The 23,823-nt window shown below is 71.8% G+C and carries 24 protein-coding genes; 8 read left to right on the top strand and 16 right to left on the bottom strand.

The features are described 5' to 3' along the window. The first annotated feature begins 181 nt into the window (after positions 1 to 181). Positions 182 to 826, top strand: coding sequence for an O-methyltransferase (locus QRY02_RS43060; protein WP_013222974.1), 645 nt, complete (start codon positions 182 to 184; stop codon positions 824 to 826). Here QRY02_RS43060 and QRY02_RS43055 read toward each other — a convergent pair. Continuing rightward, on the bottom strand, positions 819 to 2,087 hold the full coding sequence (locus tag QRY02_RS43055; protein WP_285988438.1) for an MFS transporter: 1,269 nt from the start codon (positions 2,085 to 2,087) through the stop codon (positions 819 to 821). The two genes, QRY02_RS43060 and QRY02_RS43055, sit on opposite strands and share 8 nt — an antisense overlap. A 62-nt stretch (positions 2,088 to 2,149) precedes the next feature. Between QRY02_RS43055 and QRY02_RS43050 the strand changes: the two genes are divergently transcribed. Continuing rightward, complete coding sequence (locus QRY02_RS43050) at positions 2,150 to 3,115, top strand: LysR family transcriptional regulator (RefSeq protein ID WP_285988437.1); 966 nt, start codon at positions 2,150 to 2,152, stop codon at positions 3,113 to 3,115. Here the strand turns inward: QRY02_RS43050 and QRY02_RS43045 are convergent. Together QRY02_RS43045 and QRY02_RS43040 are read right to left on the bottom strand one after the other, a co-directional pair. Beyond that, the gene (locus QRY02_RS43045; protein ID WP_285988436.1) at positions 3,040 to 4,491 is read right to left on the bottom strand and encodes a leucyl aminopeptidase family protein; all 1,452 of its coding nucleotides are present in this window, start codon (positions 4,489 to 4,491) and stop codon (positions 3,040 to 3,042) included. The two genes, QRY02_RS43050 and QRY02_RS43045, sit on opposite strands and share 76 nt — an antisense overlap. Before the next feature lie 90 nt (positions 4,492 to 4,581). After that, a complete protein-coding gene (locus QRY02_RS43040) occupies positions 4,582 to 4,749 on the bottom strand; it encodes a DUF3117 domain-containing protein (protein ID WP_013222969.1) in 168 nt (55 codons plus the stop codon). Between the two features lie 199 nt (positions 4,750 to 4,948). Between QRY02_RS43040 and QRY02_RS43035 the strand changes: the two genes are divergently transcribed. Then, on the top strand, positions 4,949 to 5,743 hold the full coding sequence (locus QRY02_RS43035; RefSeq protein ID WP_285988435.1) for an enoyl-CoA hydratase-related protein: 795 nt from the start codon (positions 4,949 to 4,951) through the stop codon (positions 5,741 to 5,743). 20 nt (positions 5,744 to 5,763) lie between these two features. On the opposite strand, the gene QRY02_RS43030 is transcribed toward QRY02_RS43035, so the two are convergent. The 5 genes from QRY02_RS43030 to QRY02_RS43010 are packed head-to-tail and all read right to left on the bottom strand — an operon-like array spanning position 5,764 to position 8,083. Next, entirely contained in the window at positions 5,764 to 6,327 is a 564-nt protein-coding gene (locus QRY02_RS43030) for a DNA-3-methyladenine glycosylase I (RefSeq protein ID WP_285988434.1), read from the bottom strand. Next, positions 6,320 to 6,778, bottom strand: a complete 459-nt coding sequence (locus QRY02_RS43025) for an SRPBCC family protein (RefSeq protein WP_285988433.1) — start codon at positions 6,776 to 6,778, stop codon at positions 6,320 to 6,322. The genes QRY02_RS43030 and QRY02_RS43025 overlap by 8 nt, the downstream gene beginning before the upstream one ends. Further along, complete coding sequence (locus QRY02_RS43020; protein ID WP_285988432.1) at positions 6,775 to 7,104, bottom strand: DivIVA domain-containing protein; 330 nt, start codon at positions 7,102 to 7,104, stop codon at positions 6,775 to 6,777. Before QRY02_RS43020 ends, QRY02_RS43025 begins: the two co-directional genes overlap by 4 nt. Then, a complete protein-coding gene (locus tag QRY02_RS43015; RefSeq protein WP_285988431.1) occupies positions 7,101 to 7,769 on the bottom strand; it encodes a permease prefix domain 1-containing protein in 669 nt (222 codons plus the stop codon). The genes QRY02_RS43020 and QRY02_RS43015 overlap by 4 nt, the downstream gene beginning before the upstream one ends. Continuing rightward, positions 7,766 to 8,083 (bottom strand): helix-turn-helix transcriptional regulator, encoded by a 318-nt coding sequence (locus tag QRY02_RS43010; protein WP_285988430.1) that lies wholly within the window; start codon positions 8,081 to 8,083, stop codon positions 7,766 to 7,768. Before QRY02_RS43010 ends, QRY02_RS43015 begins: the two co-directional genes overlap by 4 nt. A 60-nt stretch (positions 8,084 to 8,143) precedes the next feature. Between QRY02_RS43010 and QRY02_RS43005 the strand changes: the two genes are divergently transcribed. From QRY02_RS43005 to cydC, 4 genes are read left to right on the top strand one after another with little or no spacing between them, the layout of a single operon-like run. After that, positions 8,144 to 9,304, top strand: a complete 1,161-nt coding sequence (locus tag QRY02_RS43005) for a cytochrome ubiquinol oxidase subunit I (RefSeq protein WP_285988429.1) — start codon at positions 8,144 to 8,146, stop codon at positions 9,302 to 9,304. Positions 9,305 to 9,307: 3 nt separating this feature from the next. Next, positions 9,308 to 10,294 (top strand): cytochrome d ubiquinol oxidase subunit II, encoded by a 987-nt coding sequence (locus QRY02_RS43000; RefSeq protein WP_285988428.1) that lies wholly within the window; start codon positions 9,308 to 9,310, stop codon positions 10,292 to 10,294. Between the two features lie 9 nt (positions 10,295 to 10,303). Continuing rightward, entirely contained in the window at positions 10,304 to 11,860 is a 1,557-nt protein-coding gene (gene cydD / locus QRY02_RS42995) for a thiol reductant ABC exporter subunit CydD (protein WP_285988427.1), read from the top strand. After that, positions 11,857 to 13,449, top strand: a complete 1,593-nt coding sequence (gene cydC / locus QRY02_RS42990; RefSeq protein ID WP_285988426.1) for a thiol reductant ABC exporter subunit CydC — start codon at positions 11,857 to 11,859, stop codon at positions 13,447 to 13,449. The genes cydD and cydC overlap by 4 nt, the downstream gene beginning before the upstream one ends. On the opposite strand, the gene QRY02_RS42985 is transcribed toward cydC, so the two are convergent. Next, positions 13,385 to 14,287 (bottom strand): glucosyl-3-phosphoglycerate synthase, encoded by a 903-nt coding sequence (locus QRY02_RS42985; RefSeq protein WP_285988425.1) that lies wholly within the window; start codon positions 14,285 to 14,287, stop codon positions 13,385 to 13,387. The genes cydC and QRY02_RS42985 overlap by 65 nt on opposite strands. A gap of 50 nt (positions 14,288 to 14,337) precedes the next feature. Between QRY02_RS42985 and QRY02_RS42980 the strand changes: the two genes are divergently transcribed. Next, entirely contained in the window at positions 14,338 to 15,012 is a 675-nt protein-coding gene (locus tag QRY02_RS42980) for a lysophospholipid acyltransferase family protein (protein WP_285988424.1), read from the top strand. 3 nt (positions 15,013 to 15,015) lie between these two features. Here QRY02_RS42980 and QRY02_RS42975 read toward each other — a convergent pair whose 3' ends face one another. The 7 genes from QRY02_RS42975 to QRY02_RS42945 all read right to left on the bottom strand — a co-directional run bounded on the left by QRY02_RS42975 (position 15,016) and on the right by QRY02_RS42945 (position 23,794). Continuing rightward, positions 15,016 to 15,879 (bottom strand): class I SAM-dependent methyltransferase, encoded by an 864-nt coding sequence (locus QRY02_RS42975; protein WP_285988423.1) that lies wholly within the window; start codon positions 15,877 to 15,879, stop codon positions 15,016 to 15,018. A gap of 43 nt (positions 15,880 to 15,922) precedes the next feature. Continuing rightward, positions 15,923 to 17,251: an acyltransferase family protein gene (locus QRY02_RS42970; protein WP_285988422.1), complete on the bottom strand. Its 1,329-nt coding sequence runs from the start codon at positions 17,249 to 17,251 to the stop codon at positions 15,923 to 15,925. Between the two features lie 56 nt (positions 17,252 to 17,307). After that, positions 17,308 to 19,266, bottom strand: coding sequence for a hypothetical protein (locus tag QRY02_RS42965; RefSeq protein ID WP_285988421.1), 1,959 nt, complete (start codon positions 19,264 to 19,266; stop codon positions 17,308 to 17,310). A gap of 67 nt (positions 19,267 to 19,333) precedes the next feature. Continuing rightward, positions 19,334 to 20,245, bottom strand: a complete 912-nt coding sequence (locus QRY02_RS42960; RefSeq protein ID WP_285988420.1) for a glycosyltransferase family 2 protein — start codon at positions 20,243 to 20,245, stop codon at positions 19,334 to 19,336. Continuing rightward, positions 20,230 to 21,867 (bottom strand): glycosyltransferase family 4 protein, encoded by a 1,638-nt coding sequence (locus QRY02_RS42955; RefSeq protein WP_285988419.1) that lies wholly within the window; start codon positions 21,865 to 21,867, stop codon positions 20,230 to 20,232. Before QRY02_RS42955 ends, QRY02_RS42960 begins: the two co-directional genes overlap by 16 nt. A 557-nt stretch (positions 21,868 to 22,424) precedes the next feature. After that, on the bottom strand, positions 22,425 to 23,009 hold the full coding sequence (locus tag QRY02_RS42950) for an LOG family protein (RefSeq protein WP_285988418.1): 585 nt from the start codon (positions 23,007 to 23,009) through the stop codon (positions 22,425 to 22,427). Then, entirely contained in the window at positions 23,009 to 23,794 is a 786-nt protein-coding gene (locus QRY02_RS42945) for an LOG family protein (protein ID WP_285988417.1), read from the bottom strand. The genes QRY02_RS42950 and QRY02_RS42945 overlap by 1 nt, the downstream gene beginning before the upstream one ends. Between the last annotated feature and the right edge of the window lie 29 nt (positions 23,795 to 23,823).

Raw genomic sequence — 23,823 nt, 5'->3', positions numbered from 1 at the left:
CCTGTCTGCTCCACCCAACGCGGGTCCTCGTCACGGTGTTCCCGTGGCGTCCGGATTTCAGTCTCTCCGGGTTCCTTATGGTTCTAGTGAGACTGGACTGAGAGCAGGCTGAGAACTTCTTCCCGGGTGCTTACCAGGGAGCCTGCGCGGATTTATCGACAACCAACGCTAACCTCCGTGCGTGAACACGCCCACCCCTGCGGCCGCACCGGCCGATTCCGGGTTCGTCGACGGGTACCTGCCCGACGACGAGGTGCTGTCTTCGGCGCGGGCACGGGCCGAAGACCTGGGCTGCACCCCGCTCAGCGCGGGTGCGGGAGCGACGTTGCGTTTCCTGGCCGCGACGCTGCGTGCGAAGGCGGTCGTCGAGGTCGGCACCGGCGCGGGGGTGAGCGGGCTCAGCCTGCTGCGCGGGATGGCCCCCGACGGCGTGCTGACCTCGATCGACGTGGAGCCGGAGTACCAGCGCGCGGCGCGCGCGACGTTCCGGGAGGCCGGCTTCGCACCGGGCCGCACCCGCCTGATCATCGGGCGTGCGCTGGACGTGCTGCAGCGGCTCACGCCCGGCGGCTACGACCTGGTGTTCGTCGATTCCGCGCACATCGAGTACCCCGGCTGCTACGAGCTGGGCGTGTCGCTGCTGCGGCGCGGCGGGATCATCGCGTTCCACAACGTGCTCGCCGGCGGCCGGGTGATCGACCCGGCCCACCGGGATCCCGAGACCTTGGCCCTGCGCGAGGTGGCGCGGGCGTTCCGGGAGGACGAACGCCTGGTCCCGGCCCTGCTGCCGGTGGGCGGCGGACTGCTGGTCGCGGCCGCTACCTGAGCTTTGTCCACAGGCTCGTCGAGCTGTGGACAACCGGCCGTCGGCCGACGGTTCCGTCGGTGGGCGCCGGTAGACTGGACGTGGGACGCCCCCCGGGGAGGGTGGGGGCCGCTCCGGTCCCGGCCACCACCGCCGCCACCGCGAGCAGCAGCCACCCCGCCACCACCGCGATCAGCCACGGCCAGCCCGCGTGCCCGTACACCCACGCCCCGGCCGCGCCGCCCACGCTGCTGCCCAGGTAGTACGTCGCCGTGTACGTGCCGCCCACCTGGCCGCGGGCGTCCTCCGGGGCGTCCGCCGCCGCCCAGCCGTTCGCCACCGCGTGCGCGGCGAAGAACGCGCAGGTCAGCACCAGGAAGCCGGCGATGACCAGCGGCAGCGAATCCGGCAGCGTCAGCGCCGCGCCGGCCGCCGTCAGCAGCAGCGCCCCGACCAGGGCCCGGCGGCGGCCCACCCGTGCGACCAGCCGCCCGGCCGCCGCCGAAGACACCGAGCCGCTCGCGTAGGCGAGGAAGACCAGCGACGCGATCGCCGGCGACAGGTTCAGCGGCTGCCCGGTCAGCCGGAAGCCCGCGGCGTTGTAGAGGGCGACGAACGAGCCCATCGCGAGCAGCGCGACGGTGTACTGGGCGAGCAGCACCGGCTTGCTCAGCGCCGTGACCAGCCCTCGGGTGACGTCGCGCACCCGGGCGGCCCCGGCGGCGCGAGGGCCCGGCGGGAGCGTCACGACGGTGACGGCCGAGCACACCGCCCCGATGCCCGCGACGATGAACAGCGCGCCGCGCCAGCCGAGCGGGCCGGCGGTGAACCCGCTGGCCAGCCTGCCGAGCATGCCGCCGACCGTGTTGCCGGCGATCATCGCGCCGACCGCCGCCGCGACGCCCGCCCGGCCGAGGCGTTCGGCCAGGTAAGCGGCCGCCACCCCGGGGAACCCGGCGATCGCGATGCCCTGCAGCGCGCGCAGGACCAGCAGCGCCGGGTACGTCGGCATCAGCGGCAGCAGCAGGCCGAACACCACCGAAGCGACGACTGACGTCAGGATCACCGGACGGCGGCCGACCACTTCGGACAGCGCCGCGATCGGCAGGACCGCGATGGCGAGCGCGCCGGTCGCGACGCTGACCGCGAGCGCCGCGCCGCCGGGGTCGAGGTGGTACTGCGCCGCCAGCTGCGGCAGCACCGGCTGCGGCGCGTAGAGCAGGGCGAACGAGGAGATCCCGGCCGCGGCGACGGCGGTCTTGACTCGGCGGGTTGAAGTCACGTCCCGAAAGTAAGCACGACTAACCAATACGTCTAATGCAACAACGTGGCAGAATCGATGCGGTGCCGTATGACTCGCTGTCCTCGCAGGTCGCGCCGCACCTGCCGTTGCTCGCCGCCCTCCGGGAGACGAGGAACGTCACACGCGCGGCCGAACTGCTGGGCGTGCCGCAGCCGACCGTGAGCCGGCGGCTCGCGGCGCTGGCGGACGCGCTGGGCGCCCCGCTGACGGTCCCGGACGGCCGGGGCATCCGGCTCACGCGCGCGGCGGAACTGCTGGCCGAGGCGGCCGAGCGCGGGCTGGCGGCGCTCGACACCGGCGTCCGGCTGGCGCGCGAGGAGGTCTCGCCGGAGTCGGGCCACGTCGTGCTGGGCTTCCTGCACCTGCTCGGGCGGTCGCTGGTGCCTTCGCTGCTGCGGGGCCACCGGGCGCGGTACCCGGGGGTGCGGTTCACGCTGGTGCAGGGTTCGCGGCAGGACATGGTCGACCGGCTGGCGGGCGGCGAGCTGGACCTGGCGCTGCTGGCGCCGCTGCCCGACGTTCCGGCCCTGGCCTGCGCGGGTCTGGTGGACGAGGAGATCCTGCTGTCGGTCCCGGCGGGGCACCGGCTCGCCGGCCGGGCGTCGGTGCGGGTGGCCGAGCTGGCGGACGAGGAGTTCGTGCTGCTCGAGCCGGGGTACGGGGTCCGGACGCTGACGGACGAGCTCTGCGCGGCGGCGGGCTTCGCGCCGCGGATCGCGTTCGAGGGCCAGGAGTCCGACACCGTCCGCGGCCTGGTGGCGGCCGGGCTGGGGGTGGCGTTGCTGCCGCGGTTCGGGCCGGGCACCCCGGCGGGCGTGGCGGAGGTGCCGCTGTCGCCACCGCCGTACCGGACGATCGGGCTGGCGTGGCGGGCGGACGAGCCGATGACCCCGGCGGTCACCGGCTTCCGCGAGCACGTCCTCGCGAGCCGTCAGCCCAGCGACGCCGCCAGCTCCACCAGCGTCCGCGCCGCGAAGCCCGTCGCCCCCGGGACCACTTCGTCGTAGTTCTTCTCCGACCGGGCCGGCCCGGCGATGTCCAAGTGCGCCCACGGCAGGCCCGACGTGAACTCCCGCAGGAACAACGCCGCCGTGATGCCGCCCGGGCCGCCCGGTGTCTGGCGGACGTCGCCGAACTCGCCGCGGACGTTCTCCGCGTAGTCCTCCACCAGCGGCATCCGCCACCACGCCTCGCCCACCCGCGAGCCGGCCGAGACGACCGCGGCGGCGAGCGAGTCGTCCGACGCGAACAACCCGCCCGTGCGCAGGCCCAGCGAGACCTTCATGGCGCCCGTCAGCGTCGCCGCGTCGACCACGTAGTCCGGGGTGAAGCGGCGAATCCCGTAGACCAGCGCGTCCGCCAGGACCATCCGGCCCTCCGCGTCCGTGTTGCCCACCTCGGTCGTCTTGCCGCCGTAGTGCCGGACGATGTCGCCCGGCCGGTACGACGATCCCGACACGTGGTTCTCCGCGCACGGGACCAGCGCCGTCACCCGGACCGGCAGCTCCAGGGCCGCGACGGCGCGGATCGCCGCGATCACCGCCGCGCCGCCCGCCATGTCCGTGCGCATCAGGTGCATCCCGTCGGCCGGCTTGATCGACAGGCCGCCGGTGTCGAACGTGATGCCCTTGCCGACCAGCAGCAGGTGCGGCGCGGCCCCCGACGGCTTGTACGCCAGCTCGATCAGCCGCGGCGGCCGCGCGGAACCGCCGCCGACGGCCAGGACACCGCCGAAGCCTTCCGCCGCCAGCCACTTCTCGTCCCGCACCGTCACCTCGACACGCGGGCCGGCCACGCGCGCGGCCGTGTCCGCCAGCCAGGCAGGCGTCTTCACGTTGGACGGCGTGTTCGCGAGGTCGCGGGTCAGCGCCGTCGCCGCGGCCAGCACCGAAGCGCGCTCGACCAGCGCAGGCAGCGCGGGGTCCTCCCCCACGAGCCGGACCGTCCGCACGGACGGCTTCGGGTCGTCGCCGGACACCTTGTACCGGTAGCCGCCCAGCAGGAGCCCCAGCACGAGTTCGGTGACGTGCTCGCCGGACGCCTCCTCGGGCAGCTCCAGCTGCACCGCGCGGAACGCCTTCCCGCCGTGTTCGACGTCCTCGGCCAGCGCCGCGTTCACCGCGCGGACCAGCGCGGCACCGGTCTTGCGGTACTCCTTCGGCGCGCCACCGCCGAGTCCGGCGATCCAGCGGGGGCCGTCGCCGGGCACCGTCTGCACGTCGCCGGACTTGCCGGTGATCCGGACGCCCTCGATCTCCAACGGCTCGACGTCATCGTTGTCGGCCGCGGCCACCAGCCGGGCCGTCGGGACGCCGCGGCGGAGTTCGCCCGCGACCTCGATGTCGAGCAGAGTAGCCGGAACGGGCGGTAGCGGATTACGCACAGTGAGCAACCTTCGGGCGCAGAGGAACCGCGACCCCGGCCTCCGAAGGGAGACCGGGGTGCGACGGAAGGACGGATCGAGGGAGTCGGCTCAGCCGGTGACCTCCGCCAAAGCGGCGCCGAGGTCCTTCGCTTCTTCTGCGGAGAGTTCGACGACGAGTCGCCCACCACCCTCGAGCGGTACGCGCATCACGAGGCCCCGCCCCTCCTTAGTCACTTCGAGGGGACCATCTCCGGTCCGGGGCTTCATGGCCGCCATAGCGTGCTCCCTCCGTCTCAACCGGCGCGCCCGGGTCGCGCTCGCGTGAAAGCCAGCCGGGTCTGCTGTCCATTGTCCCTCATCAGCGGCCGGGCGCATCAGCGGAGGGGATCTTTTGCCGCCGTATCGGTGCTGGTATGCGGCCCGCGCGAGGTGAAAGACTCTCGGCCGACCGAAGTTTTCCGCGCAAGGAGAAGACGTGACCACATCCGACGTCCTGTTGACCGCCGACGCCGACGGGGTGCGCACCCTCACCCTCAACCGGCCGCAGGCGTACAACTCGCTGACCGTCGAGCTGAAGGAAGCACTGCTCGCGGCGCTGCGCGAGGCGGCGGACGACCAGGGAGTCCGCGCGGTCGTGCTGACCGGATCGGGCAAGGCGTTCTGCGCCGGGCAGGACCTGAAGGAACACGTGGGGCTGCTGCAAGCGGGTGACCCCGCCCCGCTACAGACCGTGAAGGAGCATTACAACCCGATCGTCAAGACCATCGTGGCGATGCCGAAGCCGGTGATCGCGGCGGTCAACGGCACCGCCGCCGGCGCCGGGGCCGCCTTCGCCTACGCCAGTGACCTGCGGATCGCCGCCGAGTCGTCGTCGTTCCTGATGGCCTTCGCCAACGTCGGGCTCGGCCCGGACTCGGGCGCCTCGTGGACGCTGCAGCGGCTGGTCGGCTACGGCCGCGCCGCCGAGCTGATGCTGCTGGCCCGGACCGTCGACGCGGCCGAGGCGCTGCGGCTCGGCCTGGTCGGCGAGGTCGTGCCGGACGCCGAACTCGCCGCCCGCGCCCAGCAGGTGGCGGCGAAGCTGGCGGCCGGCCCGACCGTGGCCTACGCGAAGATCAAGGGCGTGCTCAACCTGGCCGCGCAGTCGACGTTCGAAGAGGCGCTCGACGCCGAGGACGCCGCTCAGTCGGCGCTCGGCGCGACCGCCGACCACACCGAGGCCGTCGAGGCCTTCGTCGGCAAGCGCAAGCCGGCCTTCCAGGGCAAGTGACGCCGCGGCTGCTTCCGGGCTCAGACCGCCCGGAAGCAGCCGGCGACGTGGTCGTCGACCATGCCGGTGGCCTGCATCAGCGCGTAGCAGGTCGTCGGGCCGAGGAAGACGAAGCCGCGCTTCTTCAGCTCTTTCGCCATCGCCTTGGACTCGTCGGTGATGGCCGGGACGTCGGACATCGACGCGGGGCGCTCGTGCGACGCGGGCGCGAACGACCAGAGCAGGTCGTCCAGCGGGGTGTCCAGCGAAGCAATGGCCCGCGCGTTCTTGATCGCGGCCAGGATCTTCGCCCGGTTCCGCACGATCGACGCGTCCTGCATCAGCCGCTCGACGTCGGCGTCGCCGAACTTCGCCACCTTCGCCGGCTTGAACTGCTTGAACGCCTTCCGGAAGCCTTCACGCTTGCGCAGGATCGTGATCCACGACAGCCCCGACTGGAACGACTCGAGGCACAGCCGCTCGTACAGCTCGTCCTGCCCGTGGAGCGGGACGCCCCACTCCTTGTCGTGGTAGTCGGCGTAGTCCGGGGTCGAATTGCCCCAGCTGCACCGCGAGACGCCGTCGGCGCCGATCAGCTCACTCATCCCCGCCCACCGAATAGTTCTCCGCGAACCGCGCGAACCGCCGCAGCGACTGGCGCACCCCCAGCGCGAACACCGGCCGCACGACCGGCCAGCCGAGCCGGCCCAGCGGCCCGAACGGCAGCCGCAGGTGCTCGGCCCAGACGAACGTCGAGCGCGTCGCGCCCTTCGGCACCACCTGGAACACGCCGGTGCCGGCCACGATGCTGCCGAGGTGCCGGACGCCGCACCGGACCGGCGGCTCCCAGCTGGTGATCTCCATGGTGTCGGTGAAGCCGAGGCCGGCCACGCCGGTGAACGCCGACAGCCGCGACCCGACGCTGCGGCCGTTGCCCTCGATCACCTCGACCTCGGTGCCGAGCATCCACTCACCCTGGCGCGCCCAGTCCGTCAGCGCGAGCCAGGTCGTCCCCGCCGGGGCGCGGACGTCGACCGAGAGGATCAGGTCCGTCACGGGGAGGCCTCGGGCGAACTCTCCCGTTCCCGGTCGCGTTCGCGCTGCTCCAGCTCGGCGACGCGGGCGCGCAGCTCGTCGAGCTCGGCGCCGAGGCGCCGCATCACCCAGTCCACTTCGGACATCTTGTACCCGCGCAGCACCAGCTGGAAGCGGACTTCGGCCAGGTCCTCGCCGGTGATGTCCTCGGCGGGCAGCCGCGTGGGCGAGCTGCCCGGCGGCAGCGGGGCGAGCTCCTCACCCCGGCCGAACACGACGGCGGCGAGCAGGAACACCACGGCCGCCACCAGCAGCATGACTACGAGGTAGATCAGCGCGGTCGTCACGCGACGATCGTGGCATACCCACCCCAGGAACGTCTCGCGAGCACGACGAGCCGGACGGAAAGCAGTACCCAGGCGACCATCAGCAGCGCGCACGGGACGCTCAGGAACAGCCGTGAGACGTCGACGAACCCGGTCGCCGAGATCAGCAGCCCGACCGAGGCGAGGTTGACGCCGACCGCGAGCGCGATGAGGATCCCGCAGAACCGGGCGAGCCCGGTGCCGTCCATGCGCCGGCTCAGCCAGCGGATGCCGAGCAGCGCGAGCACCCCGATCACCGGCACGACGAACACCGCGCCGTGGGCGGCGTGCGTGACGACCTTGTACCACTCCGGCGTGGGGGTCGAAAGTTTCGTCCACTCACCGAAGGTGAGGATCCGCGCGTAGTCCCACGCGATCTGCATCGCCGGGACGCCCAGCACGAGCTTCCACAGCGTGCGGACGCCGCTGAGCATGCCCAGCTCGGCTTGGTAGTCGCGGGCGACGACGGCCGCCGGGCCGAAGTCGGCGACCGCCCGGCGCTGCGCGTCCTCGTCGCTCCAGCCGCCCGCGCGGTAGGCGTCGGCGGCGTCGTGCAGCCCGTCGCGGGCCTCTTCGAGAAGGTCGGCCTTGAACCGGCCGCAGCCGTGCAGCCTGCGGTCCAGCTCCCCCAGGTATTCGTCGATCATGCGCCCAGCACTCCCCCGATGACTGCCGTGAACTCCCGCCACTCGGTGCGTTCGGCGGCCAGCGCCTGCTCGCCGGAGCGGGTGAGCCGGTAGGTCCGCCGCTTGCGACCGGACACGACGTCCCACTCGCTGGCCAGCCAGCCGGCCCGCTCGAGCCGGCGCAGCGCCGGGTACACGGTGCCGGTCGGCAGGTCGAGCGCGCCGTCGCTGCGCAGCTGGAGCGCCTCGATGATCGCGTAGCCGTGCAGCTTCCGGCCGTCGAGCACGGCCAGCAGCAACGCGTCGAGGTGCCCGCGCAGGGTGTCCGCCTTCATGGGTACGCAGTCTACACGTCGGCTCGCTACATGTAGGCAGACTATGTGTAGCCTGTCTACATGAACGCACTCCCGGTCGCGAGGCTCCAGTTCGCGACGACGACCTCGTTCCACTTCCTGTTCGTGCTGCTCACCCTGGGGCTGGTCACCTTGGTGGCCGTGATGCAGACGCGCTGGACACTCGGCGGCAAACCGGAGCTCTTGCGAATGACGCGGTTCTGGGGCCGCCTCTACGTGATCAACTACGCGCTCGGGATCGTCACCGGGATCGTCATGGAGTTCCAGTTCGGGCTCACCTGGACCGGGCTCTCGGCCTTCGCCGGCGACGTCTTCGGCGCACCGCTGGCCATCGAGACGCTGGTCGCGTTCTTCCTCGAGTCGACCTTCCTCGGCCTGTGGATCTTCGGCTTCGGGCGCATGAACAAGTGGCTGCACCTGACGCTGCTGTGGCTGGTCACGCTGACCGCGTACGCGTCGGCGCTGTTCATCATGCTGGCCAATTCGTTCCTGCAGAACCCGGTCGGCAGCCGCGTCGAGAACGGCACGCTGCGCCTCGACGACTTCGGCGCGCTGTTCACCAACCCGGCACTGGTCGCGTCGCTGCCGCACGTCGTGGGCGCCGCGATCGTGACCGGCGGCTTCTTCGTCGTGGGCGTCAGCGCGTGGCACTTCCTGAAGCGCACCACCGAGGTCGAGTTCTTCCGCCGGTCGATGCGGCTCGGCGTCGTCGCGGCGCTCCTCGGCTCGATCTTCGTCGTCAACCAGGGCTTCGCGCAGTTCGGTGAGCTCGCGATGTACCAGCCGGAGAAGCTGAAGACCGGCGGTGTCGGCCTGCCGCTCGGCCTGATGATCATGCTGGGGTTCGTCATGTTCCTGGGTGCACTGTTGGGCACGTTGCTGCTGATCCGGAACTGGATCACGAAGGCGCGCTTCCTGCACTACCTGATGGTCGCGGCGATCCCGCTGCCGTTCGCCGCGGCGATCATGGGCTGGCTGGTGCGCGAACTCGGCCGCCAGCCGTGGCTGGTCTGGGGGAAGCTGCGGACCGCCGACGCGATCGCGGACGTCCCCGCCGGCCAGATCCTGTTCTCCTTCATCGCTTTCTCACTGCTGTTCGCCGCGCTCGCGGTGGCCGACTGGGTGCTCATGGCGCGGGTCGCCAAACGCGGCCCGGAGCCGGCCGAAGCGCCCGCCGAACTGCCCGTCCTGAGCGGAGTCTGACCGATGGCGACCTTCTGGTGGTGTGTGCTGGGCCTGCTGACGTGCGGGTACTTCGCGCTCGCGGGGTACGACTACGGCGTCGGCATGCTCCTTCCCTGCTTCGAGTCCGGCGAGCGGCGGCGACGGCAGACGCTCGGCGCGCTCGGGCCGTTCTTCCTGGCCAACGAGGTGTGGCTGGTGGCGGCCGTCGGCCTGCTGTTCGGCGCGTTTCCGCACCTGGAGGGCAAGGTGTTCGCCGGGGCGTACGTCCTGGTCGTGACGCTGCTGCTCGGCCTGACGACGTTCACCGCGTCGATGCAGCTGCGCAGCCGCCGCCCGGACGCGCGCCGCGGCGCCTGGACGGCGGGCATCGTCGGCGGCGCGCTGGTGACGGCGCTGTCGTGGGGCCTGTTCCTCGGCAACCTGGTGCTCGGGCTGCCGCTGTCGCCCGACGGCTCGCCTTCGGGCGACGTGCTCGCGTTGTTCTCGCCCTACGCGGTGCTGTGGGGGCTCGGATTCGTCGCGTTGTTCTGCTTGCAGGGCGCGGCTTTCCTGGCCGTGCGGGGGCCGGCCGAGCTGACCGGCCGCGCGGTGCGCCTGGCCCGGGCGTTCTCGGCACCGGTGTTCGCGTTCCTGGCCGTCGCCTCGGCGTGGGGCGTCTTCGCGCTGGACGGCGTTCCGGTGTTCGGCGCGGTCGTCGCCGGGCTGGCTTTCGCGGCTTTCGCCGTCGCCCGGCTCGGGCTGGCGGCGCGGCGGTACCGGGTCGCGCTCGTCGGGACGATGGTGCTTTCGGCCTGTCCGGCGCTGCTCGCCGGAACCCTGCGGTTCCCGGCCGTGCTGGCCGCGCCGGGGTACGCGCTGACGGTCGGCCAGGCGGCGACGGCGCCGGAGACGTTCGCGGTGCTGGCCTGGTTCGCGCCTCCCTCGGTGCTGGTGTTGCTGGTGGTGCAGTGGCTGACCTGGCGTGCGCACCGCCGTCCCGTCGACCAGCGCTCGCTGCTGCACTTCTAGGGAGACGTCGTGCCCGCACTCCCCGGACTCCGGCGGTACCTCTGCGCGCTGAGCCTGCTCGGCGTGCTCACCGCGGTTTCCGTGCTCCTCCAAGCCGAAGGGCTCGCCACGCTGCTCACCGGCGGCGGGATTTCGCTGTCCCTGATCGTGGCCATCGCGGCGCGAGCCGGGCTTTCCTGGGGGCACGGTGTCCTCAGTGGACGGTTTGCGGCGTCGGTCCGCGACGCCCTGCGGCGGCGGTTGCTCAGGTCTGCTTCGGACCGTGCGGGCGTCGTCGCGACACAGGTGACGCGCGGTGTCGACGCCACGGACAGCTACCTGACCGGGTACCTGCCCTCGCTGGTCGTGTCGGTGGTGGTGCCGGCCGCGGTGATCGTGCGGCTGTTCACCGCGGACCTGGTCTCGGCGCTCGTCGTGGTCGTCACCCTGCCGCTGATCCCGGTGTTCGCCGTCCTGGCCGGGAAGCAGGCGAAGGCGTCCGTTCAGTGGGAGCTGCTGACGAAGCTGGGCGGGCACTTCCTGGACGTCGTCCGCGGGCTCGGGACGTTGAAGGTGTTCGGCCGGGCGGCCGCACAGGCTTCGACGGTCCGGGCCATGGCGTCCGCCCACGCGGACGCGACCATGAAGACGCTGCGGGTGGCGTTCCTTTCGGCACTGGTGCTGGAGCTGGTGGCGACGCTTTCGGTCGCGCTGGTCGCGGTGCCGATCGGGTTCCGGCTGCTCTCGGGTGACCTGGCGGCGCGTCCGGCGCTGGTGATCCTGTTGCTGACGCCCGAGGCGTACCTGCCACTGCGGGCGGCGGGCGCGAAGTTCCACGCGGCGGCGGAGGGGCTGGCGGCCTTGCGGGAGGCCTTGGCCGCTCCGGTGGTTTCCCCGCGTTCCGCGGTTTCCACGCGGCGGCGGGGTGCGCCTTCCCTGGTCCTGGACCGGGTCTCGGTTTCCTACGGAGGGGTTCCCGCGTTGTCCGAAGTGGACTTGACGGTGCCCGCCGGATCGCGGATCGCGGTGGTGGGGCCGAGCGGGTCGGGCAAGAGCACGCTGCTGGCGGTGCTGCTGGGATTCGTGCCGCCCACTTCGGGCCGGGTGCTGGTGGACGGGGTGGACCTGCGGTCGCTGGCGCCGGCGGCCTGGCTGGCCGAAGTCGCCTGGGTCCCGCAGCGGCCGACGTTGTTCCAGGGTTCGCTGGCTTCGAACATCGCGCTGGGCCTGCCGTCGGCGGACGTCCCGTTCGCGGCCCGCGCGGCGGCGTTGGACTCCGTCGCGGCCGGGTTGCCGCAGGGGTTCGAGACGCCGGTGGGCGAGCTGGGCGAGGTGCTGTCGGCGGGACAGCGGCAGCGGGTGGGGTTGGCGCGGGCGCTGGCCCGGACGTCGGCGGGGCTGGTGCTGCTGGACGAACCGACGGCGCGGCTGGATTCCCGGACGGAGGCGGCGGTGCTGTCGGCGACCCGGCGGTTGCTGCCGGGCCGGACGGCGGTGCTGGTGGCCCACCGCCCGGCGATGGTCTCGCTGGCGGACCGGGTGCTCGAACTCCGCGGCGGCCGGATCTGCCCGGAGGTGGCGGCGTGAACACCTGGGCCCTGTCCACCAAGGACCTGATCCGGCTGCTTCGCGCCGCCCTCCTCGGGGCGGCCGCCGAACTCGCCGCCCTCGCGCTCATGGCCACCGCCGCCTGGCTGCTGCTGCGCGCCGCCGAGCGGCCTCCGCTCGCCGCGCTCACCGTCGCCATCGTCGCCGTCCGCACCCTCGCCCTCCTCCGCGGTGGCCTGCGGTACGCCGAACGGCTCGCCGGGCACGAGGTCGTCCTGCGCTGGCTCGGCTCGCTGCGAACCCGCGTCTACCAAGCCCTCCTGCCCGGCACCAGGTACTCCGGCGGCGACCTCGTCACCCGGCTGGTGTCCGATGTGGACGCACTGCAGGACGCCGTCCTGCGGTGGCTCCTGCCCGCCGGGGTCGCCGCGATCGTGGGCACCGCCGCGGTCGCCGTCACCGCCACCGCGTCGGTGCCGGCGGCCGGAACGCTCGCCGCCGGGCTGCTCGCCGCCGGGGTCCTGCTCCCGTGGCTGGTCATCCACCGCACCACCGAGGCCGCCCGGGAAAGCGCCCCGAACCGGGCCGAACTCGCCGAACGAGCCGTCGAGCTCGTCACCGGGCACCGGGAACTGCTCGCCGCCGGGGCACTCGAAGAACACCAGCGAAACGCCGCGGACGTCGTCCACCGGATCACCGCCGGTGAGCGGGCGGCCTCCGGCCGGACCGCCCTGCTCACCGCGGCCGGGGTGCTCGTCCAGCTGGTCACCGCCGTCGGCGTCGGGGTGCTCTGCCGCGCCTCCGTGCCCTGGACCGCCGCGCTCACCCTCGCCGCCGTGGCGGCCTTCGAGGTCGTGCTCCCGCTGATCGGGGCCGCCCGGCGGGTTCCGGAGATCCGCGCCGCCGCCTCCCGGGTGCGCGCCGTGCTGCGCGAACCCGCCGTCCCGGCCGGGACCCGCACCGCCCGGGCCGGCCACTTCCGGCTGGAGAAAGCCGGCGTCCGCCACCCCGGGCGGCCACCGGTGCTCCGGGACGTCGACCTCGACCTGCCGCCCGGCAAGCGCGTCGGGATCCTCGGCCCCAGCGGTGCCGGGAAGACGACCCTCCTGCGCCTCCTGCTCGGCAGCCAGGCCCCGACCGAAGGCCGGGTGACCCTCGACGGCCACCCGCTCGGCGAGTACGCCGACCTGTCGAAGATCATTTCGGGCGCCGAAGCCGACGCCCACGTCTTCCACACGACCGTCCGCGAGAATCTCCTGCTCGCCAAGCCGGACGCGACCGGCGAAGAACTGGCCGACGCCTGCGAAACCGCCGGGTTCGACCTGGCCCTCGACCGCGGCACCGGCCCGGACGGCGCGGCGCTGTCCGGCGGTCAGCGCCAGCGGCTGATCCTCGCCAGGGCCGTGCTGGCCGCCCCGGCGGTCCTCGTGCTCGACGAGCCCGTCGAAGGCCTCGATCCGGCCCACGGCGACGCCGTCCTGAAGAGCGTCCTCGCGAAGGCCAGCGGCAGTGTGGTGCTCGTCACCCACCGCCCCGAGCACCTGGAGGGCTTCGACGAGGTGCTCACCCTCGAGGACGGGCGAGCACGTCCCGCATCGGCGGCCGATCGGCGACGCGGACGTCCGTGACGTCCGGCAGCCACTCCCCGTCCACGGCCACGAACTGCGTGAACGGCGCGTCGGCTGCCGGGACGCCGCAGCGGTCCAGTGCGGTGCCGAGGATCTGCCGGGACATCACCCCGAGCTGGGGCAGCGAGCGGTTCCGGTGCTTGCGGACGCCCAGGTTGACCTGCGCGAGCCCGTCGAGGCCGTACCGCGCCTCGGCGTCGAGCAGCAGCCCGATTTCGACGCCGTAGCCGGCGGCGAACGGCACCGACTCGAGGAACTCGCGCGTGCCCGCGTACTCACCGCCGAGGGGCTGGATCAGCCCGCCGAGGGCGGGCCGCAACGCCGAGAGCACCGGCCGTGCCAGGAGCTCGGTGACGCGCCCGCCGCCGCTGCTCTCCAGCCGCAGCGGCCGGCGGTAGAAGCCCTTGACCAGGTGGACGCCGCTCGCGGAGACCAGCGGCCCGAGCAGCGACGGCACGAACGCCGGGTCCGGGTCGACCAGGTCGGAGTCGAGGAAGACGACGAGGTCGCCGCTGGTCGCGGCCAGCGAACGCCACAGCACCTCGCCCTTGCCCGGCACCGGCGGCAGGTCCGGCAGGACGTCCTCGCGACGGACCACCCGCGCTCCCGCGGCCTCGGCGGTTTCGGCGGTCGCGTCCGTGGAACCCGAGTCCACGACGACCAGCTCGTCGACGACGCTGCCGACGAGCGGCCGCACCGACGCGACGACGTCCCCCACGGTCCGCTCTTCGTCCAGTGCCGGTAGCACCACCGAAACCGTCCGGTCACCCTTCGCGGCCACGATGTCCGCAGGCGTCCACCCGGGCTCCTGCCACGTACGCCGCTCGAACCAACTCACGAGTAACGATCGTGCCATGCTGGGGGCACCGCACCGAAGAGGAGGACCACTTGATCGCGCTGCTTGTCCGGTTCGTGCTGGGACCGCTCGTCAGGGCGGTGTACCGGCCCGAAGTGCACGGCGTGGAGAACGTGCCGCCCAGCGGCCCGGTGCTCCTGGCGGCCAACCACCGCGCCGCCCTCGACACCGGCGTGATCACCTTCGCGACCCCGCGGCAGGTCAAGTTCCTCGGCAAGGCGGAGTACTTCGTCGGCAAGGGCCTCAAGGGCAAGGCGCTGGCCGGGTTCCTCGGCGGCCTCGGCTACGTCCCGGTCGAGCGCGGCAACGCCCAGGCCGGGCTGGCGGCCCTGGAGGCCGCCCGCAAGGTGCTCGACGCGGGCGGCGTCTTCGCGATCTACCCCGAGGGCACCCGGTCGCTGGACGGCCGGCTGCACCGCGGCCACACCGGCGTCGCGGCGCTCGCCCTGGCGACCGGCGCGAAGGTGGTGCCGGTCGCGCTGACCGGCACCGAGCAGCTCCAGCCGAAGGGCGCCCGCATCCCGCGCCGGGCGAAGATCGGCATCACGTTCGGCAAACCCCTGGACTTCTCCCGCTACGAAGGCCAGGACTACGCGCCGGCGATCCGCCGGTCGGTCACCGACGAGGTCATGTACGCGATCCTGGAGCTCTCCGGCCAGGAGTACGTCGACACCTACCACAAGCGGCCGAGCGAAGGCGTGGCCTGAGCGTCAGCCGAGCACCTTCACGACGACCTGCTCGTGGTCGACCGTGTAGGCCAGGTATTCGAACTTGAGCCCGGCCCGCTCGACGTACTCCAGCCACGCCCGGTGCTCGTGCTCCTGCCAGCCGGAGTAGTTGAAGTACTCGTCGAACACCACGATCGAGCCCGGCCGCAGGCGCGGGCCGACCAGGTCGAGGACGGTCTTCGTCGAGGAGTACAGGTCGCAGTCCACGTGCAGCAGGTCCACCGGACCGGGGTGCGCCTCGAGGAAGCCGGGGAGCACGTCGTCGAACCAGCCGACGACCAGCTCGGCGCCCGGCACGTCGGGCAAGCTGTCCATGTCGAACGTCCCGGCGGGGTAGCCCGCGCGCCAGGTCTCCGGCAGCCCTTCGAACGAGTCGAAGCCGTACACCGACTCGCCGCCGCGGGCCTGGGCGATGATCTTCAACGTGGTGCCCGAGTACACGCCGAACTCGAGCGCCAGGCCGCCTTCGGGGGCGAGCGACAGGCCGTGTTCCAGCGTGCTGTGCGGCGACGGGAACGGACGGGCGGTCTTCATGTGGTCCCGGACGAACGCGGCACTGCGCTGCGCCGCCTCGGTCTCCCCCGCGAACTCCAGGTCACGGCGGACGCGGTGCTCGACGTGGCTGATGTGCTCGATCACCCGCTCGACCACCCGCTCGGCCTGGCCGCCGGTCTCCGCGGGCACCTGCCGCCGCAGCTCGGCGACCTCCCGGCTCAGGTCGTCCAGTCTGGCCGACTGCTCCGCGAAGTGCCGGCCGACCGCTTCTTCGACGGCCCGCGCGACCTTGTCACGCAAGGAACGGCGAAGCCGGTCGGCGCGCAGGCTCCGGCGAATGAGGTCGCGCATGCAATGTCCTTCCGATCCGCGTCCGGGGCTGGGCCCCCGACGCTCACACCCTCATCGATGAGGGCAGCAGAGTACGCATGATCCGGCGGCAGGGCTCTTCGACGAACCGGTACACCAGGTGGGCACTCAGCACCGCCAGCCCGATCGCCACGAGCACGGTAAGGCGGAACGGCCAGCTCTGCCACCCGGACAGCTGTTCGGGGATGGCGAGCTTCGAATAAATCATCTTGCGCGCCAGGTCGAGGAACAACCAGTGCACCATATACAGCGCGAAGGAGACCTTGCCGCCCCACACCAGCACCCGGCTGGCCAGCAGCCTGGTCGCCGGATCCCGGCGGCTGACCGCCAGCGAACCGATCAGCAGCAGGAACAGCGGCACCACGACGACGGTCTCGGTCGAGCCCCACATCAGGTGGCCGTTGATCCGCCAGTCCTGGTCGAAGCGGAACCTCGGCGCCGGGTCCCACCGCTGCACGGCGTAGACGAGCACGACGATCGCCACCAGGATCGTGGTCGGCTTCAGGAACCAGGGCAGCTTCACCGTCGAACCGTGCCGCATCACCAGCAGGGCGACCACCGCGCCCGCGAAGAACTCGGTGAGCACCCGCAGCGGGACGATCCCCCCGACGATCGTGTCGCCGTTCCACAGCAGGTCGCTGCCGTCCTGGAACCCCATGCCGATGACCACCATCGGCACCATGAGAACCGCGGCCACCACCAGCAGCGCCCGGGTGCTGACGTGGACGAGCATCCGGGACAGGAGCACCACCAGCACGGTGAAGGCCAGGTAGGCCAGCCATTCGGCGCTCAGCGACCAGTCGACCGGGTTCCAGTCGTGGTGGGCCGTGCTCCAGGCGTGCACCAGGAACACGTGCGACAGGAAGCGGGACGGGTCCAACGCGGCCTGCAGCCGTCCGTCGTTGTTCGCCTCCACCGAGAAGGCGTGGTAGGCGCCCCACACGAGCAGCATGAAGAACAGCACCGGCCAGATCCGGGACAGCCGCAGCCACAGGAAACCGACCATCTTCTTCGGTCCCCAGTTCTCGGCCATCCGGTCGAGGTGGGTGAAGGTCAGGATGAAGCCGCTGAGCACGAAGAACAGGTCCACCCCGAGGTAGCCCACGTTGAAGACCGGGACCAGCGGGTACAGGAACCCGAACGACTTCAGCAGCTCCGGCCGGAAGTGGAAGGCGAGCACCCACAACGCGGCCACCGCGCGGATGCCGGTGAGCTGGCCGATGTGCACACCCGGCTTGGCGGACCGCGCCGGTTTCGCCTCGGTCTTCGGTATTGCGCCCCCGTCGGCGACGCCGGCGACCGGAGTGGCCCCGGGCGGGGACACCGTCAGCACCCGGCCGTTGTCTGCGTCCATCGTGGGGGTTCCTTCGCGTTCCGGGGGGTCGGTCGGGGCCGGTGAGCCGGGCCGGGTCACTTCCGGCCGACCACGGAAAACACCACGCGTCCCGGTGCGCTCATCGACAGGGTCTTCGCCGCCAGCGGCCGCCCGGCCAGCGCGGCGGACTGCTCCTGCGGCGCCGAGACCATCAGCGGCGCGTCACCGTGCGTCCAGGGCAGCCGGAACGCCTCGCCGTCGAGGCTGGCCGTCAGGTCGTCCGGCTTGAACAGGAACGCCCATGCGCGCTCGGCCAGCGACTGCTCCGGGTACACCCGGGCGACGACCACGCCGTCGGCGGCCGTGGGCACCGGGACGGACTGCCCGGCGGCCACCTGCGTGCTGGACAGTTCCCGCTCGGCACCGCACCGGTTCGGGCCGCGCTCGAGCAGCTGCCACTTGTCGGTGGAGTCCACCATGGTGTACCGGCAGGTCTCGGCAAGCTCCGTCCGCGGCGGGTCCCAGAGCGCGAACCGGGCGTCGAGCGTGGTCCTGGTGTTCTCGCGGATGATGAACCGGGGACCGTTGACGTCGTCGGCGATCCAGGACTCGTTCATCTTGTCGAGCAGCTCGGTGTAGGCGCCGTAGTTCAGCAGCGTCGGCGGGATCGCCGGGGTCAGCCCGTAGGTCCAGCCAATGGCCTGGTCGAACGGTTCGGCCCGGACCGATTGCGTGCCGATCCGGCTCAGGAACCGCTGCGGGATGGCGGTGCGCTGCCGCAGCTGCGACCGCGCGTCCTCCTGGACGGCGTCCCGGTGGGAGCCGGACGCGACGATGGTGGCGCCGTCGGCGAAGGTGTGCAGGGACCGCGCCGGGTCGATCACCCACAGGCCGCCGCCGAAGCTGGCCGCCTGGGCCAGCAGCGAGACGGCCGCGACCATCGCCAGCACCGCGCTGCGCTGCAGCACGGCGAACAGCACGCCGAGCGCGAACAGCACGGCGAAGTACTGCGCGGAGTGCGAGTCGTGCCGGACGAAACCCTGCTTGAACAGCAGCCAGCCGGCGGCGAGCAGGCCCAGCCACAGCGGCCAGCGCCAGCCGTCCACCTTGATCCGGGCCACCCCGACGGCCAGCACGATCGTCACCGCCGCGGCGACCAGGTACTCCCAGGCGCTGTTCGTCGGCTCCAGGCCCATCGACTGCGCGTGCCCGCTGCCGACCGAGAGCGCGCGGACGACGTACTGGACCACCTGCGTCGGCGGCTGCCCCGCGACGATCCAGAGCAGGACCAGGCCGACGAGACCGGAGACCGCGAACTCCGCGAACTCCCGCAGCCGCCTGCCGGGCCGGACGAGCACCGCACCCAGCACGATGGGGCCGCACATCAGCCCGACCGAGAACTTGGTCAGCAGCATGGCCGCGACCACCAGGCCCATCACGACCGGGAAAGAGCGCTCCGCCCACTTCGGCAGCAGGCCGAGGGCGTGGCAGATGGCCAGCACCGCGACGAACCCGGGCGTGGCGGTGATGACGCCGGTGAGGGGCACGATGCTGAAGCTCACCGCGATCGCCCCGCAGGCCACCCACGCCCACCGGGTGCCGATCCGGCCCTGGAACGCCTGGAAGCAGGCGGCCAGGCAGCCGGTCGTGAACACGAACCAGAAGAGGAAGCCGACGGCCACCTCGGCCCGGACGGTGGTCGACGGGATCGCCAGGAAGTACAGCGGCCCGTACGTCGTCGCGATCCGGTCGCCGAAGCTCAGGCCGAGGTGCCGCGCCATCGCGATCAGGAGCCCGTAGTCGTAGTCGCCCTTGGGTTCGATGGGCGAGAACGCCGGCAGCTGCCAGGTCAGGATGGTGAGCAGCCCGCTGATCAGGAGCGTGGCCCGCGAGGGGGCCTCGGCCACGAGACGCCAGGCGCGGAACCGGTCACCGAGCCTGCGCGACCCGGTGTCCCCGGCCGCTTCCCCGCCGGCGGGCCCGGCCACTTCCCCGCCGGGGGGCCCGGCGTCCTGGCCGGTCACCGGCGCCGAGTCCTTGACCAGGTCTTTCATCGTGGTTCTCCTGAACTGCGGCACGACTCGCGCGACAACGGCCGCGGTGGCGGATCCGAGCTGGGCTTCAGAGCACCGAACGCGGGAACTTCGGCTTCGGGTCGAACTTCACCCCGCGTGCCAGGGCCTTCACGATACGCAGCCGCAGCGACCGGGAAACGTGCCCCTGCGCCATGCCCCGGAGCACGCGGATGGCGAACCCGGCGGCGGCGAACGGGCTTTCGTGGTGCAGCCGGTAGGAGAGCTCGTTGCGGGCGCCGTACTCGTACTTCCACACGTTCTGGTGGTTGATCTGGCCGAAGTTCACTCCCCGGTTCTCCGGGAGGTCGTGCACGACGACGCTGGTCAGCACCTGGACCCCGGGCGCGGCCTGGGCGACGCGCAGGGTGTACTCCATGTCGTCGAACCAGATGAAGTAGTCGGTCAGCGGCAGCCCGAAGCGGGTCAGCGTCCAGCGCGGGATCAGCACCGACACGAACGAGCAGTGGTTGACGAGCACCGCCTGCTGCCCGAGCGAGAGCAACCGCCCCCAGTCCCAGGTCGTGCCGGGGTTGTTCATCTCGCAGATGCCGCCGTCGGTCCACTTCACCAGCGAGCAGGCGAAGGGCATCTGGTGGCCGAGGGTCTGTTCGGCCTTGTCGAGCCCGTTGACCATCTCCTCGAGGGCGTCCGGCTGCGCGTAGCAGTCGTCGTCCATGATCCAGAGGAAGTCGGCGCCCAGCTCGTACCCCTTGGCCATGCCCGCCGAGAAGCCGCCGGCGCCGCCGGTGTTCTCGGACAGGCGCAGCACGGTGACGCGCGGTTCGGTCGCGTACGACGCGAGCACCTCGTCGGTGCCGTCGGTCGACGCGTTGTCGACGACCACGACCCACTCGGGGGCCAGGCTCTGGGCCAGGATGTGGTCGAGCACCTTGCGGAGCTTGTCCTTGCGGTTGTAGGTGACGACGACCGCGGCGACCTTGTTCACTGCTTCTTCCACCCTTGGTACAGCTCCTTGGCCCAGGCGCTGGCCTTGGGCAGTTTGGCAAAGGCTTCGTTCTTGGCGGCCTGCTCCTCGAACCACTGCTTGCGCTGGTCCGGGGAAGACATCATGGTCCGGATCTTCTCGGCCGCCTGCCGCACGAAAGCGTACGGGTGCCGCGGGCACAGCAGGCCGTCGGGGACCACCGAAGCCTGGGAGCCCACGTCGGACGAGACCACCGGGACCCCGGCGGCGGTGGCCTCGAAGGTCGTCAGGGTCAGGCCCTCGTTCTCCGAAGTGACGACCAGGACGTCGGACTCGGCCAGGGTGTCCTTGACCGGGTGGTCGGCCGCGCGGACCTCGAGCACGTCGGTCAGGCCCAGCCGGCCGCGCAGGGCGTGCACCTCGTCCGCGAGCGGGCCGTCGCCCTGGACGATGAACCGCACCGGGACCGGCGACGACTTCTTGAGCTCGGCGGCGAGCTTCAGGAACACGTGCGGTCGCTTCTGCTGGTGGAAGCGGCCGATGTAGGTCACCGTGAACGGCGAGGACTTCGCCTCGGCGCCGACGGTGTCCGGGGTGATCCCGGCGGTGGTGGCGTTCGCGAGGGTGGCGAGGACCACCTTGTGCGCCGGGATGCTCTGCCGGTGGATCAGGTAGTCGCGCAGCTGCGGGGAGATCACGTGGTGCTGGTCGATCATCGCCGACACCTGGACGGCGTGGTCGACGAAACCGCCGGTCCGCCACTCCAGGACGTGCTGCGAATCGACGACCGGGACGTCCGGCCAGACCGACTTCACCCAGGACAGCCGGTCGTAGAGCCAGGTGTTGTGGTGCACGTGGATGCCGCGGATGTCGAAGGCCGCGAACAGCCCGCCGAACAACGCGGAGTCGGTGCCCAGCTTGATCGGGTGGGTGATCGGGATGATCACCGTGTCGTCGAACTCGGGCCGCGTGATCCACGGGTGGGCCGAGTCCCGGTCGGTGACGACGATCGGGACGAATCCGGCTTCCTTGGCCAGCTGGATGCAGTCCAGCGCCCAGCGCTCCGCGCCGCCGAGCTCGAGCCAGTGCAGGCCGAACAGGATGGCGGGCCGGGCGGTGGTGGCCGCGCGGTGGTAGTTCGTGTTGCCGGCGACCGGCAGCCGCCGCGGCAGCTGCGTGGAGCGCATGCGCTTCTCGACGACGTCGGTCCGCAGCTGACGCAGGTGGTCGTACTGGAACGGGACCCGCGACCGGACCAGCTTCTTGGCCTTGCCGATCGGGCCGTTGAGCTGCTGGTAGCTGTTCTGCACGACCGGCTTGCCGCCGACGTCGATGACGAGGTCGACGAACCCGCCCGTAACCTGCGTGCCGGGTTCCGGAGCGACCAGGCTGCGCACGACCACGGAACCGACCGACTCGCGGTCCTGGGTCCAGCCGATGTGCAGGCAGCGCTCGTCGGTCAGCGACGGGTAGCCCACGTGCAGCGCCCGGACGACGGTCAGGCGCAGTGTCGCGCCGCGTCGCACCAGGGAGTGGTAGGTGGCCGCACCGATGAGCAACCGGCGTTCGCGCTCGTCGAGGGCACCATCCCCGACGAGACCGACACCACGGTCTTCGACCACTTCGAACGTCTCAGTCAGCAAATCGGTACTCACGCCCGCCCCATCAGTCTGTTTCCCTTTCGGAAAGCTCTGACCAACCACGAAACATTGCTGCTCCACGAAGCTGGCCGAAATCGGTTCCTCCGGCTTCGGGCAAGCGCCGAACTGACCCCCGACGACGCTACGCAGAACCACACTATAGGGGTCAAAAGTCACCCATCTGCACGCGGGTTCCCGTTGCACAGGGTGACAGGACATTCAGCTCACCAAACCAGGAGGATGTTACCGGAATGGATCCGCGTCTCGTTTCCGGCTGTCGAACCGGGCGCCGGAGCACGCTCACCAGGCGTCGTCACCCACGGTGTCCACAGGCCGGGACCGGCCTGGTCCCGGGCCCGAGGGACTCCGGACCGGACGCGCCGCCGGCCGGCGCACCGCGCCCGGCACTTTGTTGCCGCAGGACAACTCACACAGATTCAAAGCGCACGAATTGCACAACACGTCGCCGAAACACGATGGCAACCTCGGCGAATCATCCCCGCCGGCCGGGCTCGCCGCGGCCGGTCCGGAGGCTTCGGTTCCGGCCCGGCCGGTGACCCCGGCCACGCGCGTCAGATCCCCGGTGCTTCCTTCGCCCACTTCGGCGGCGCGGGCGGCTCGTACGTCTCGAACCGGTCGAGCAGCGCGGCCGGGTCGGCGTCGGCGAGCAGGAGCTGCCGGTAGCCGTCCCGGAGGAAGCCCTCGGTGACCATGTGGTCGGCGAACGTCATCAGGGGCGCGTAGTACCCGTCGACGTCGACCAGGCCGATCGGCTTGCCGTGCAGGCCGAGCTGGGCCCACGTCCAGACCTCGAACAGCTCTTCCAGGGTGCCCGCGCCGCCCGGCAGCGCGACGAAGCCGTCGGAGAGGGCCGCCATCTTGGCCTTGCGCTCGTGCATGTCCGCGACGACGTGCAGCTCGGTCAGCCCGGCGTGCGCGATCTCGACGCTGGAGAGCGCCTCCGGGATGACGCCGATCACCTCGCCGCCCGCGGCCAGCGCGGCGTCGGCGACCACGCCCATCGTGCCGACGCTCGCGCCGCCGTAGACCAGGCCGATGCCGCGCTGGGCGAGCAGCTTCCCGAGCGCGGCCGCCTGCTCGGCGTACCGCGGCGAGAAGCCCATCGACGACCCGCAGAAGACACAGATCCGCCGCATCAGTGCGTGTCCTCCCACGCCTGGTAGGACTCCTGCACCACGCGGACGGCGTCGTCGATGTCGTCGGTGACGTGCAGCAGGTCGAGGTCGTGCGGGCTGACCTTGCCTTCGGCCTGCACGGTCTTGGCGATCCAGTCGTACAGCCCGCCCCAGTAGTCGCTGCCGAACAGCACCACCGGGAACTTCGTGACCTTCTTCGTCTGCACCAGGGTCAGCGCCTCGAACAGCTCGTCGAGCGTGCCGAAGCCGCCGGGCAGGCAGATGAAGGCCTGCGAATACTTGATGAACATCGTCTTGCGGGCGAAGAAGTAGCGGAAGTTGACGCCGAGGTCGACCCACGGGTTCAGGCCTTGCTCGAACGGCAGCTCGATGCCGAGCCCGACGGAGAAGCCGCCGGCCTCGGCCGCGCCGCGGTTGACCGCCTCCATCGCGCCCGGGCCGCCGCCCGTCATCACCGCGAAGCCGGCGTTGGCCAGCGCCCCACCGATCTTGCGGCCGAGCTCGTACTCCGGGTGCTCGCGCTTGGTGCGGGCCGAGCCGAACACGGTGACCGCACGCGGGACCTCGGCGAGCGCGCCGAAGCCCTCGACGAACTCGGCCTGGATCCGCAGCACCCGCCACGGGTCGGTGTGCACCCAGTCGCTCGGGCCGCGCGAGTCGAGCAGCCGCTGGTCGGTCGTGCTGCCCTGGTCACGGCGGTCGCCGCGCAGCACGACCGGGCCCTTCTGGCGCTCCACCGGGCGTTCGGGGTATTGGCCGTCCGGCCATTCAGACTGTTCGCTCACCTCGCCATGCTACGGCCTGGCAACCACTT

The organism is Amycolatopsis sp. DG1A-15b (assembly GCF_030285645.1).
Taxonomy (GTDB): domain Bacteria; phylum Actinomycetota; class Actinomycetes; order Mycobacteriales; family Pseudonocardiaceae; genus Amycolatopsis.
Note: the sequence above shows the minus strand (reverse complement) of the source record. Positions and strands in the feature narration are given on the sequence as shown.

What these genes read in the sequence shown, in the direction of transcription:
- QRY02_RS43010 (WP_285988430.1), bottom strand. Translation starts at nt 8,083, where the DNA reads ATGAAGGCGGACACCCTGCGCGGGCACCTCGACGCGTTGCTGCTGGCC.
- QRY02_RS42975 (WP_285988423.1), bottom strand. Translation starts at nt 15,879, where the DNA reads ATGCGCGACCTCATTCGCCGGAGCCTGCGCGCCGACCGGCTTCGCCGT.
- QRY02_RS42950 (WP_285988418.1), bottom strand. Translation starts at nt 23,009, where the DNA reads ATGCGGCGGATCTGTGTCTTCTGCGGGTCGTCGATGGGCTTCTCGCCG.
- QRY02_RS43040 (WP_013222969.1), bottom strand. Translation starts at nt 4,749, where the DNA reads ATGGCGGCCATGAAGCCCCGGACCGGAGATGGTCCCCTCGAAGTGACT.
- QRY02_RS42970 (WP_285988422.1), bottom strand. Translation starts at nt 17,251, where the DNA reads ATGGACGCAGACAACGGCCGGGTGCTGACGGTGTCCCCGCCCGGGGCC.
- QRY02_RS43005 (WP_285988429.1), top strand. Translation starts at nt 8,144, where the DNA reads ATGAACGCACTCCCGGTCGCGAGGCTCCAGTTCGCGACGACGACCTCG.
- QRY02_RS43015 (WP_285988431.1), bottom strand. Translation starts at nt 7,769, where the DNA reads ATGATCGACGAATACCTGGGGGAGCTGGACCGCAGGCTGCACGGCTGC.
- QRY02_RS43030 (WP_285988434.1), bottom strand. Translation starts at nt 6,327, where the DNA reads ATGAGTGAGCTGATCGGCGCCGACGGCGTCTCGCGGTGCAGCTGGGGC.
- QRY02_RS43000 (WP_285988428.1), top strand. Translation starts at nt 9,308, where the DNA reads ATGGCGACCTTCTGGTGGTGTGTGCTGGGCCTGCTGACGTGCGGGTAC.
- QRY02_RS42965 (WP_285988421.1), bottom strand. Translation starts at nt 19,266, where the DNA reads ATGAAAGACCTGGTCAAGGACTCGGCGCCGGTGACCGGCCAGGACGCC.